The organism is bacterium, assembly GCA_035307765.1.
Lineage (GTDB): Bacteria > Sysuimicrobiota > Sysuimicrobiia > Sysuimicrobiales > Segetimicrobiaceae > Segetimicrobium.
In genome coordinates this window covers 20,377-32,450 of record DATGHU010000004.1, presented here as the reverse complement: position 1 = coordinate 32,450, position 12,074 = coordinate 20,377, and the positions used below count along the sequence as shown (strand labels likewise).

At 69.8% G+C, this 12,074-nt stretch carries 10 protein-coding genes and 1 riboswitch; all 10 genes read left to right on the top strand.

The features are described 5' to 3' along the window. Positions 1-222: 222 nt before the first annotated feature. Positions 223-333, top strand: a riboswitch (SAM riboswitch). A 107-nt stretch (positions 334-440) separates the two neighbouring features. The 10 genes from thrC to mce all read left to right on the top strand — a co-directional run bounded on the left by thrC (position 441) and on the right by mce (position 11,920). Beyond that, complete coding sequence (gene thrC / locus VKV57_00515) at positions 441-1,673, top strand: threonine synthase (GenBank protein HLW58386.1); 1,233 nt, start codon at positions 441-443, stop codon at positions 1,671-1,673. Positions 1,674-1,694: 21 nt separating this feature from the next. Continuing rightward, the gene (locus VKV57_00510; protein HLW58385.1) at positions 1,695-1,973 is read left to right on the top strand and encodes a MoaD/ThiS family protein; all 279 of its coding nucleotides are present in this window, start codon (positions 1,695-1,697) and stop codon (positions 1,971-1,973) included. A gap of 233 nt (positions 1,974-2,206) precedes the next feature. Continuing rightward, entirely contained in the window at positions 2,207-4,252 is a 2,046-nt protein-coding gene (gene ligA, locus VKV57_00505) for an NAD-dependent DNA ligase LigA (GenBank protein HLW58384.1), read from the top strand. Then, complete coding sequence (locus tag VKV57_00500; GenBank protein ID HLW58383.1) at positions 4,252-4,770, top strand: GerMN domain-containing protein; 519 nt, start codon at positions 4,252-4,254, stop codon at positions 4,768-4,770. Before ligA ends, VKV57_00500 begins: the two co-directional genes overlap by 1 nt. A gap of 74 nt (positions 4,771-4,844) precedes the next feature. Continuing rightward, positions 4,845-6,002 (top strand): hypothetical protein, encoded by a 1,158-nt coding sequence (locus VKV57_00495; protein HLW58382.1) that lies wholly within the window; start codon positions 4,845-4,847, stop codon positions 6,000-6,002. 2 nt (positions 6,003-6,004) lie between these two features. Continuing rightward, positions 6,005-7,561 (top strand): carboxyl transferase domain-containing protein, encoded by a 1,557-nt coding sequence (locus tag VKV57_00490; protein ID HLW58381.1) that lies wholly within the window; start codon positions 6,005-6,007, stop codon positions 7,559-7,561. A gap of 50 nt (positions 7,562-7,611) precedes the next feature. After that, the gene (locus VKV57_00485) at positions 7,612-9,063 is read left to right on the top strand and encodes a biotin carboxylase N-terminal domain-containing protein (protein ID HLW58380.1); all 1,452 of its coding nucleotides are present in this window, start codon (positions 7,612-7,614) and stop codon (positions 9,061-9,063) included. Beyond that, a complete protein-coding gene (locus VKV57_00480) occupies positions 9,060-9,557 on the top strand; it encodes a biotin/lipoyl-containing protein (protein ID HLW58379.1) in 498 nt (165 codons plus the stop codon). Before VKV57_00485 ends, VKV57_00480 begins: the two co-directional genes overlap by 4 nt. Positions 9,558-9,597: 40 nt before the next feature. After that, positions 9,598-11,259, top strand: coding sequence for a methylmalonyl-CoA mutase family protein (locus tag VKV57_00475; protein ID HLW58378.1), 1,662 nt, complete (start codon positions 9,598-9,600; stop codon positions 11,257-11,259). Between the two features lie 214 nt (positions 11,260-11,473). Further along, a complete protein-coding gene (gene mce / locus VKV57_00470; protein HLW58377.1) occupies positions 11,474-11,920 on the top strand; it encodes a methylmalonyl-CoA epimerase in 447 nt (148 codons plus the stop codon). Positions 11,921-12,074 lie beyond the last annotated feature (154 nt).

Below are 12,074 nucleotides of genomic sequence, written 5' to 3'. Positions count from 1 at the left end.
GGGCAGTTGAGGAGCCTGATGGCGTACTTGCGATGGTATCCCGTTGTGGCACAGAATTCGTCGAGGATGGCGGGCTTCGCGCGCCGTGGGGCGAGGGTATAGCGCCCGGTAAGATTTTCGATGAGGTGACGATACGCCGCGTAGTAAGATTTTAGGCGAGTTGATTCGTCGCCTTGACACCAGGGGGGGTCTATGCTACCGTGGGCTCAAACTGAATAGCAACTCTTATCCAGAGCGGTTGAGGGACGGGCCCGATGAAACCCGGCAGCCTACCAGGTGCCCACCTGGCGTGGTGCTAATTCCCGCGGAAGATCCAATTCCGGTAGATAAGAGGGCTGATACCCCCTCGCGGAGTTGGCGGGGGATTTTTGTTGGCGCGATATCCTGGCGCCGGACGTATCACACCGGAGGTCGTCCGGCGGCGATGGGGGAGGGGAGAGATGGCGGCAATCGGGTTGGTCTGTCGCGAGTGTGGACGGCGGTTTCCAACGGATCCCATCTTTGTCTGCGAGGACTGCTTTGGACCGCTCGAGGCTGTCTATGACCTCGGCGGGCTCGAGGGGGAAGCGCTCCGGACGCGGATCGCCGCCGGCCCGGCCTCGATCTGGCGGTACCAAGACCTGTTGCCGGCGTCCCGCGTCCCGGAATGGGACCTCGCTCCCGGGTGCACCCCGCTCGTGCCGGCGTTCCGTCTGGGGCAGGCGCTCGGCCTCCGGAACCTCTATCTGAAGAACGACACCCGCAACCCCACCTGGTCGTTCAAAGACCGGGTCGTCGCCGTTGCCGTCGCCGCCGTGAAACAGTTCGGCTTCACGGTGATGTCGTGTGCGTCGACGGGCAATCTCGCCAACGCCGTCGCCGCGCACTCGGCGAAGGCCGGCCTGCGCGCGGTCGTGTTCATCCCCCAAGGGCTCGAGCGCGCGAAGGTCGTGACCACCTCCGTCTACCGCCCGACCGTGGTGGAAGTGGAGGGGACCTACGACGACGTGAACCGCCTGTGCCTCGAGATCGGCGATGAGCACCGATGGGCGATCGCCAACGTCAACCTCCGTCCGTACTATTCGGAGGGGGCGAAGACCCTCGCCTACGAAGTCGCCGAGCAGTTGGGCTGGCGCGCGCCCGATCGCGTGATCGTCCCGGTGGGCTCCGGCAATATGTTCGTAAAGATCCACAAAGGATTTGAGGAGTTCCAGCGGCTGGGCGTGATCCCCCGCCACACCGTGCGGATGACCGCGGCGCAGGCCGAAGGGTGCGGGCCCATCGCCGCCGCCTACAAGGCCCGTGCGGACAAGGTCGTGCCGGTCCGCCCGAACACGGTCGCCAAGTCCCTGGCGATCGGCGCGCCGGCCGACGGGCACTACGTCCTCGACCTGGCGCGCCGGACGGGGGGCGTCGTGGAGTCGGTGAGCGATCAAGAAGTCGTGGAGGGCATCCGGCTCCTCGCCGAGACCGAGGGGTTGTTCACCGAGCCCGCCGGGGGGGTCACCGTCGGCACGCTGCGCAAGCTGGCCCGGGCCGGCGTGATCGGGCCCGATGAGCTCACCGTCGCCTACATCACCGGCATCGGTCTGAAGGCGCTGGGAGCGGTGGAAGACGTGGTCGAGGCCTCGATCACGATCAAGCCGACGCTGGCGTCGTTCGAAGAGCGCGTGCTCGCCCTCGCGGGCGACTGAGCCGCAGGGGAGGGACGATCGATGACCGTGCATGTCCGCATTCCGACCCCGCTGCGCCGGATCACGAACGGCGAGCGGGTGATCGACGTCACCGGCAGCAACATCGCGCAGGCGCTCGACGCGCTGGAGCAGCGGTTCCCGGGGATCCGGGCGAAGATCCTGGACGGCCGCGGCGAGGTGCTGCAGTTCGTCAACATCTTCGTGAACGAGCAGGACATCCGGTTCCTCGCCGGCCTGCAGACTCCCCTGGCGGAGGGGGCGGAGGTCTCGATCGTCCCCGCCATGGCCGGCGGAAGGTAGCGCGCGGGCCCGACACTCCGGATCGTTCCACCGAGCACGCGGGACGCCCCCGCCGGCCGCCTTGTCCCGCGGCCCGGGGGCGTTCGTGCGTCGTCGGCGCGGGCGTCCCGCCGGAGGCCGTTCCGCTAGGGACCCCGCACGGGCGCGCCGAATGCCTCGGAGGCGTACGCTCACAGATCCCGGAGGAGTTCCGTGACCAACCGTTCGACGGCCATCTCCCGCAGGCCCGATCGATGAAGGCCGAAGGCCGCCGGGTCTCCGCGGGGCGCCGTCCGCCCCCCGATATCGCGAAGCAGATCGCCGACCTGCGCGAGCGGATCCGCCATCATCTGTACCGCTATCATGTGCTCGACGACCCCGAGATCTCGGATGAGGCGTTCGATGCGCTGGTGCAGGAACTGCGGGTGCTCGAGGCCGCGCACCCGAGCCTCATCACACCGGATTCCCCGACCCAGCGGGTCGGCGCGCCGCCGGCGGAGGGGTTCCGTCCGGTCGAGCATCCGCAGCCGATGCTCAGCTTGGCCAACGCTTTTGACGAGGACGACGTGCGGGCCTGGCACAAGCGCGTCACCGTCGGGGTGGGGGACCGGGCCGTCGAGTTCGTATGCGAGCTGAAATTTGACGGCGCGGCGATCTCCCTGATTTACCAGCAGGGCGCCTTTGTCCGGGGGGCGACGCGGGGGGATGGGGTGCGGGGCGAGGATATCACTCCGAACCTCCGCACGGTCCGGTCGCTGCCGCTAAGGCTCCGGCGGGAGGCGACTCCCCCCGAGTTCATCGAGGTGCGGGGGGAGGTCTACCTCCCCACCCGGGCGCTCGACGCGATCAACGAGGAGCGGGCGGCCGCGGGCGAGACGCCCTTCGCCAACGCCCGCAACGCCGCGGCCGGTTCTCTGCGCCAACTCGATCCCAGCGTCACCGCGCGCCGACCGCTCGACCTGGCCATCTATCAGGTGGGGGCCGTCCAAGGGCGGAGGTTTAAGACGCACTGGGAGAGCCTGGAGTGGACCCGTGAAGCCGGGCTGCCGGTCGATACCCACATGCGCCGCGCCGTCACGCTTGACGAGGTCCTGGACTACGTGCACGAGTGGTCGACGCGCCGCGGGACGCTGGCGTATGGAACCGACGGCATCGTCGTCAAGGTGAACGCGCTCGATCAGCAGGTGGAGTTGGGGGCGACCAGCCAGGCCCCCCGGTGGGCGATCGCCTACAAGTTCCCGGCCGAGCAGGCCGAGACCCGCGTGCGCGATATCACGGTACAGGTGGGGAGGACCGGTGCGCTCACGCCGGTCGCGGACCTGGAGCCGGTGCGGGTCTCGGGCGTGATCCTCCGCCACGCCACCCTGCACAACGAGGACGAAGTGCGCCGCAAGGACGTCCGAATCGGCGACCACGTGGTCGTCCAGCGCGCCGGGGAGGTGATCCCGGAGGTGGTGCGGGTTCTGGTGGAGCGGCGCGCCGGAGACGAGCGCGAATTCGTGATGCCCACCCGGTGTCCGGTGTGCGGTTCCGCGGTGGCGCGGGAGCCGGGCGAGTCGGTCGCCCGCTGCACGGGCGGGGCGTCATGCCCGGCGCAGGTGCTCGAGCGGCTCATCCATTTCGCCTCGCGGACCGCGCTGAACATCGACGGGGTCGGTCCGAAGCTTTTCCAGCAGCTGCTCGATCGCGAACTGATTCGCGATCCGGCGGATCTTTTTTCGCTGACCAAGGCGCAGGTGCTGACCCTGGACCGGATGGCGGATCGATCGGCGGACAATGTGATCGCGGCGATCGATCGGAGCCGGCGCCCCACCCTGGCCCGGCTCGTCTACGGCTTCGGCATCCGGCACGTCGGCCTCCATGTGGCCGAGGTGCTTGCCCGGCACTTCCCGACGATTGACCGCCTCGCCGACGCCGGATTCGAAGAGATCAGTGACGCCCCCGGGATCGGGCCGGCGATCGCCGAGAGCGTGCGGGAGTACTTCTCGCGGTCGGCCACCCGGGCACTGCTCAAGAAGCTCGAGGCCGCAGGGGTGCGCCCCCAGGCCCCGGCGGCCCCGGGCGGCGGCCGGCTGCTCGGGAAGATCTTCGTGTTCACCGGGACCCTGGAGCGGTTCTCCAGACGGGACGCCGCCGGGCGCGTCACCGCGTTGGGGGGGATCGTGGCGGACGCCGTGGGGCCCAAGACCAGCTACCTCGTGGCCGGGGTCGAGCCGGGGACGAAGATCGCGAGGGCGCACAAGCTCGGGATCACCGTGCTCGACGAGTTGGAGTTTCTCCGCATCGTGGAGGATCGGTGATGGCACGCGCCCGATCACGCCGGCGCGCCTGGTGGCTCCTTCTCCTCCTGCTGATCGCCGTCGTGGCGGTCGTTCGGGTCGCCCGCCAGCGCCCGGCTTCCGTCGAGGTGTATTTCGTCCGCACCGTTGGGTCCCACCATCTCAGCGGACTGGCGGCGGTGCGCCGCGCCGCCCCGCCCGGCCCGTCGGACGTCCGGCTGGATGCGGCCCTGCGCGCCCTCCTGCGCGGGCCGGGCGATCCCCAGTTCCACACCGAGATCCCGCAGGGAACGGCACTCCTCGGCGTGCACGTGCGCGGCGGGATCGCGACCGTCGACCTCTCCGCGACCTTCGCGGCGGGGGGCGGGAGCACGAGCATGCTGGGGCGGGTTTGGCAGGTGGTGTATACTGCGACCCAGTTCGCCGACGCGCCGGCGGCCCAGATCCTCATCGACCACAAACGGGTGGAGGCCCTGGGCGGGGAGGGGATCGAGATTGGATCGCCCCTCCGGCGGCCCGCCTCGCCCCCGTCCTTCTGAGTCGCCGCCTTCCTCCGGTGTGATGATTCGTTTTGATGGAGGGGGCCCTCCGGCGTTGGCAGAAATACCCCCCGATGCCGCGAGAAGTGCTGGCCGAAGATATCGAGCGATTCCTCGCGACCGTGGAGGGGGTGGCCGCCATCCGGCTGTTGACGTCCCCCTCCGGGGAGATCGATCAGATCTACGTGACGGCCGACGACGCTGTTGAGGGCCGCGCTGCGCGGCGGTCCATCGTCGCCGCGCTCATGACCGAGTACGGGATCCCGGTGGAGCCTTGGCGGATTCATGTCACGCACCTCCGGGGGGCCCACGCCAGCGAAGGGTCGGATCTCCAGGTCGTGCGCCTCGAAGAGACCGTTTCCGCAACCGAGGCCGCGGCGCGCGTCCAGGTGGTCTGGGAGCGGTGGGGTGAGCGGCGGGCGGGGACCGGGCAGGCGCGAGGGCCGCTGGGGGTCGAACACCGCCTGCGCACCCTGGTCATGGCGACCGTGGATGCGGCCCGCTCCGTGCTGGATTCCGAGCACCGGCGGGTCACGCTCCAGCAGGTGTCCACGGCCACCTGCATGGACCACCCGGTAATCCTGGTCGGGATCAGCGCCCAGACGCCTCGGGGGCCGGAAGTCTTTGTCGGCGCGGCCCCGCAGCGCGAGCGCGCGCCGGAGGCGGCGGTGCACGCGGCGCTGGACGCGGTGGCCAAGTGGATCCGCCATGCGTCGTCCGGCGACTCCGCCCAGGCCGCGGGGGGGGACCGGCGGGCCCACCTCGAGGCGATGCGCCATTCCATGCACGCCGGCGCGCGCCCCCGGCCCTCTTCCGGCGGAGCGCCGCACCCCTCCGGCGTGTCCGCGGCTCCCCCCGTCCCGACGCCGCGGTCGGTCAACGGGCCGGAAGAGCCGGGCCTCGTGCACCCGGACGTCCTGGAGGACCTGCAGGAGATCCGCCCGGAACAGAAGGGAGGCGCTGCGGTGACGGCACACTACGAAGGCTCCAGGGTGGGGGTGGCCCCACCCCGGGCCGAGCCCCAGACGATCGAAGACGGATTCTACGTCCCCTTGGTGGAGGCGAGGACGCCCGTGCACATTCGCTGCCGCGACGGGTACGAGGTCGCCCACGCGGTGCTCCGCGACGTCGGGACCTACACCCTCCTCGTGGAAGCCGGGGGCGCGACCGAGCTGCTCTACAAGCACGCGATCATCTCGATCCGGCCCCTTGCGCCCTCCGCGGGCGCGTAGGCGTGCCTGAGCGCCCCCGAGGTCGGCAGGACGACTTAGCCGCGCGACGTGCGCGTGTTGAGGAGGGAGGCGGGGCGGACCGGATCGCCCGACAGCACGCCGCGGGAAAGCTGACCGCCCGCGAGCGCCTCGCGGAGCTGCTCGATCCCGGGACCTTCGTCGAGCTCGATCGATTCGTCACCCACCGTGCGACCGCGTTTGGGATGGACCACGTCGACGCCCCCGCCGACGGCGTGGTGACGGGGTACGGGGCGATTCACGGCAGGCTCGCCTACGTCTTCTCTCAGGACTTCACCGTTCTCGGGGGATCGTTGGGCGAAGGGCACGCCGCGAAGATCTGCAAGATCATGGACCTCGCGCTTCGTAACGGCGCGCCGGTCGTGGGGTTGAACGATTCCGGGGGCGCTCGCATCCAGGAAGGCGTGGTCAGCCTGGGAGGGTACGCGGAGATCTTTCTCCGAAACACCCTGGCCAGCGGCGTGGTGCCGCAGATCTCGGCGATCATGGGCCCCTGTGCGGGCGGGGCCGTCTATTCGCCCGCGATCACGGACTTCACGGTGATGGTCCAAGGCACCAGTTACATGTTCGTCACGGGGCCTCAGGTCGTCAAGGCCGTCACGCACGAGGACGTGACGTTCGAGGAGCTGGGCGGAGCCACGGTGCACGCCGGTCAGAGCGGCCTGGCTCACTTCATCGCCGAGAGTGATCCCGACGCCCTCCGATTGATCCGACGTCTCCTGGCGTACCTGCCCCTCAACAATCAGGACGATCCCCCCCGCACCCCCTGCACCGATCCGCCGGACCGCATGGACGCCGAGCTCGATGCGGTGGTCCCCGACGACCCCCACCGGCCGTACGATATGCACGAGGTGATCCGGCGCGTGGTCGACGATGGCGAGTTCCTCGAGGTCCACCGGCACTTCGCCCAAAACCTCATCATCGGCCTGGCCCGGCTGGACGGGCGGCCCGTGGGGCTCGTGGCCCAGCAGCCGGCGGTGCTGGCCGGCACCCTCGACATCAACAGCTCCGTCAAAGGCGCCCGCTTCGTGCGGTTCTGCGACGCCTTCAACATTCCGCTGGTGACGTTTGTGGACGTCCCGGGCTTCATGCCCGGCACCGCCCAGGAGCACGGCGGGATCATCCGGCACGGGGCGAAGTTGCTGTTTGCGTACTGCGAGGCCACCGTCCCGAAGCTGGCGGTGATCACGCGCAAGGCCTACGGCGGTGCCTACGACGTGATGTCGAGCAAGCACATCCGGGGAGACTTGAACCTCGCTTGGCCCACCGCCGAAATCGCGGTGATGGGACCGGAAGGGGCGATCGATATCATCTTTCGCCGCGAGCTCGCCGGGACCGAAGACCGGGAGGAGGCCCGGGCTCGCCTGGCGGCCGAGTATCGGCAGCGGTTCGCCAACCCCTACGTCGCCGCCGCGCGGGGGTACGTGGACGACATCATCGAGCCCCACGAGACCCGACCGCGCCTGATCTCCGCACTCCGGATGCTCGCCGGCAAGCGCGACCGCAATCCTCCGAAGAAGCACGGAAACATCCCGCTCTGATCCCTCCTCTCGCCGGGCGTATGCCGGGTCGGTCCCTGAAGAAAGTGCTGGTGGCGAACCGGGGCGAGATCGCCCTGCGCGTGATCCGAACGTGCCGCACCCTGGGGGTCGCCACGGTGGCGGTGTACAGCGACGCGGATCGCGGCGCGCTCCACCTCGGCGCGGCCGATGAAGCCTACCGGGTCGGCGGGGCCGCCGCCGCCGAATCCTATCTCAATATCGGGGCGATCGTCGAAGCGGCCCAGCGGTCCGGCGCCGACGCGATTCATCCCGGCTATGGGTTTCTCTCCGAGAACCCCGCGTTCGCCGAGGCGTGCGCGCAGGCCGGCGTGGTCTTTGTCGGTCCACCTCCCGCCGCGCTCGCGCTCTGCGGCGACAAAGCCGCGGCTCGCCGCACGGTCGCGGCCGCCGGGATCCCCGTGCTGGCGGGAACGGATCCCCTCGACGACCACGCGGCGATCGCCGCAGCGGATCGCCTCGGGTTCCCCGTGCTGATCAAAGCTGCCGCGGGCGGCGGGGGGAAAGGCATCCACCTCGTGCAGCGGCCCACCGACCTGCCCGCCGCGCTGCGCCTGGCGCGCGGGGAGGCGCGGGGGGCGTTTGGCGATGATCGCATCTATCTCGAGCGGTGGCTCGACCATCCCCGGCACGTCGAGGTGCAATTCGTGGCGGACGCCCACGGGGCGATCGTGCATCTCGGCGAGCGCGAGTGCTCGATCCAGCGGCGTCACCAGAAGCTGATCGAGGAGGCCCCCTCGCCGGCCCTCTCGGACGATCTTCGGGACGCCATCGGCGCGGCGGCCGTCGCGGCGGCACGGACGGTCGGGTACCAAAACGCCGGCACGGCGGAGTTTCTCGTGTCGGACGGAGCCTTCTTCTTTCTCGAAATCAACGCCCGGCTGCAGGTCGAACACCCCGTCACGGAGATGGTCTGCGGATGCGACCTGGTCGCACTGCAGCTGGCCCTGGCGGCGGGGGATGCGCTTCCGTTCGGGCAGGAGGGGGTCCGCCTGCGGGGCCACGCCATCGAGTGCCGGATCTCCGCCGAGGACATCGACCAGCAGTTCCTCCCGTGGACCGGACGGATCGGTCAGGTCGTGCTGCCGGGCGGGCCGGGGATCCGGATCGACGGCGCGCTCGCCCCGGGGATGGAGGTCACCCGGTTCTACGACCCGCTGCTCGCCAAAGTGATCGCGTGGGGGCCGACCCGCCGCGAGGCGATCGCCAGGCTGAGCATGGCGCTGCGGGAAATTATCGTGACCGGAGTTCCCACGACGATCCCCTTCCACCGGTGGGCGCTTGCCCACCCGGCGTTCCAGTCCGGAGATTACGGCACCCGGTTCGTCGAGCACGAATGGGACGCGCGCCCGCGACGCCACGGCCGGCTTGCCGCCCTCGCCGCCGCCGTGTTGACGCACCGCGAATCTCGGCGCACGCCGCTCCTGCCGCCGCAGGGTCTCTCCGCCTGGGGCCGGGCGGCGCGTGGGGAGGGCGTGTCGTGACAGCCTACTGGGTCCGGGTGGGGGACGACGAAGAGATCGAGGTCGGCGTGGAGGAGACGGGAGGGGTGTGGGCGGTCACGATCGCCGGTCAGGTCCATCGAGTCGAGTTGGTGGAGGTGGTCCCCGCGCACTTTACGCTGCTGGTGGACGGGGCCTCCCACACCCTGTCGGTTCGAGATCATGCCGGCCCGTGGACCCTGCTGCTCGACGGTCTTCCCTTCGTCGCCGAGACCGCGAGGACGCGGCGCGGGGCGGAGCCCGGCGCCGCCGCGGCGGGACGGAGCTTGGAGGTGCGGTCCCCCATGCCCGGTCTGCTCGTTGCCGTCGAGGTGGACGAGGGGGCCCGGGTGGTGATCGGTCAGCCGCTGGCTATAATAGAAGCGATGAAGATGCAGATGGAGATCCGCGCCCCCCACGCCGGCGTGGTCCGACGCGTCCACGCGGCACCCGGCCAGGAGCTTGCCGCCGGCCAGGTGCTGGTCACGCTGGAATGAGCCGGCGGTCGCGCGCCGATCGTGGGATGGGAGTCCGCCGATGACGATGGAAAAACGTCCGCCCCGCCGCGGACGCCCGCGACGGGAACCCGAGGGGGATCGCCCCGACCCGGAGCGGAGCGAAGACCCGGCGACCTCCTCCGGCATCCCGGTCTCGCGCGTCTACACCCCAGACGACATCGCCGGCGTCGATCCCGAGGGCGACATCGGCTTCCCGGGGGAGTATCCGTATACCCGCGGCATCTACCCCACCATGTATCGGGGCCGCCTGTGGACGATGCGCCAGTATGGCGGATACGGCGGAGCCGAGGAGTCGAACCGCCGATATCGGTATCTCCTGGGGGAGGGGCAGACCGGGCTGTCGGTGGCGTTCGACCTCCCCACGCAGATGGGGTACGACAGCGATCATCCCCTCGCCGAGGCAGAGGTCGGGAAGGTCGGAGTGGCCATCGACTCTTTGGCCGATATGGAGGTGCTCTTCGAGGGGATTCCCCTCGACCGCGTCAGCACATCGATGACGATCAACGCCACCGCGGCGATTCTGCTCTGCCTGTACATCGCCGCCGGCGAGCGGCAGGGGGTCCCCCCGGACCGGCTCGACGGGACGACCCAGAACGACATTCTCAAGGAGTACATCGCCCGGGGCACCTACATTTATCCGCCGGGGCCCTCGATGCGCCTGGTGGCCGACACCTGCGCCTACTGCGCCGCCCACCTCCCCCGGTGGAACCCCATCAGTATCAGCGGGTACCACATCCGGGAGGCCGGGGCCACGGCGGTGCAGGAGGTGGCTTTTACCCTGGGCAACGCGATCGCCTACATCGAGGCGGTGTGCCGAACCGGGATCGCCGTCGATCGATTCGCCCCGCAGCTGGCATTTTTCTTCGACGCCCAGATGGGTTTCTTCGAAGAGGTGGCCAAGTACCGCGCCGCCCGGCGACTGTACGCCAGGATCATGCGCGAGCGATTCGGGGCGGCGGATCCGCGGTCGCAGATGCTGCGGTTCCACACCCAGACCGCGGGGGTGGCGCTGACCGCCCAGCAGCCGCACAACAACGTCGTGCGGGTCACCCTCCAGGCGCTCGCGGCGGTCCTGGGCGGCACGCAGTCCCTCCACACCAACGCCCTCGACGAGGCGCTGGCGCTGCCCACCGATGAGGCGGCGCTGGTGGCCCTCCGGACGCAGCAGATCATCGGCCACGAAAGCGGCGTGGCATCGACCGTCGACCCGCTGGCGGGATCCTACTACGTCGAGTATCTCACCGACGAGATCGAGCGGCGGGCGCAGGCGTACCTCGATCGGATCGATCGGATGGGAGGGATGCTGCGCGGGATCGAGGAGGGGTACGTCCAGCGCGAGATCGGCGAGGCGGCCTACCGCGAGCAGCAGGAAATCGAATCGGGCCGCCGCGTGATCGTGGGCGTAAACCGCTTCCAGCAGGCGGGGACACCCCCCCCGGCGATTCTCCGGGTGGACCCCGAGGTCATCACCCGGCAGAAAGCCCGGCTGGCTCGGGTCCGCGCGGAGCGCGACGGGGCCCGGGCGCGGGGTGCGCTCGATGCGCTGGGGCAGGCGGCATCGACCGACGAGAATCTGCTGCCGCGAATCCTGGAGTGCGTTCGGGCGTATGCGACCGTCGGGGAGATCTGCGACGTGTTGCGGAGCCGGTTCGGCGCCTATCGGCCCCCTGCGGTGGTGTGAGCCGGGTGCACCTACCAAGGGATCCGGCCAGGATCTCCCAGGCGGGCTCGATCTCGCCCCTGGAGACCCGCGCCGGAGAAGCGGTTCCGACCCCCGAGACGGCTCCACCGGCGGGAAATCGTCGAGATCGTCTTGGAGCGGCTGCTCGTCACACCGCATGCCGGCGGACGAACCCCTCGCCGTGAAGGATGAGACGAAACCCTGGGAGGCCGGCATGAGTGAGCCCGCACGCGGCGGGATCCGGTTGGCCCACCTTGGGATCGTGGTCCGGCGCATCGAGGCGGCCGAGGCGCTCACCCGCCGGCTGGGGCTTGCGGCTGCGAGGCACGAAACCCTGGAGCGCGAGGGGGTGCGCGCGGCTTTCGTGCCGGTCGGAGGGAGCGAGATCGAGCTGCTGGAACCGCTTGCCGCCGTGGGGCCGGTCGGTCGTTTTCTCGCGGGAAGGGGCGAGGGGATCCACCACGTGGCGCTCGAGGTGCCCGACATCGAGCTCGCGCTGGCCCGCGCCCGCGCGGCTGGGATGCGGCTGATCGACGAGGTCCCCCGTCCCGGAGCGGACGGCTCGAGGGTCGCCTTTATCCACCCCGCCTCCGCCCACGGGGTCCTCTTTGAGCTGGTCGAGCGCACGAAAGGCGACCCAGTTCCTCTAAGAGACCTCTGACGTAGCTCTCCGCGGAGGAGAATCTTCCCTTGCATTGAATTTTGTCTATATGTTATTGTGGCTGAAGTAGAATAAAGTCTATATCACATAATCCGCCTCCCAACCGCTGCAGCCTTACGTCGCCCCACTGGACCTGACCTGGCCTTATCCTTTC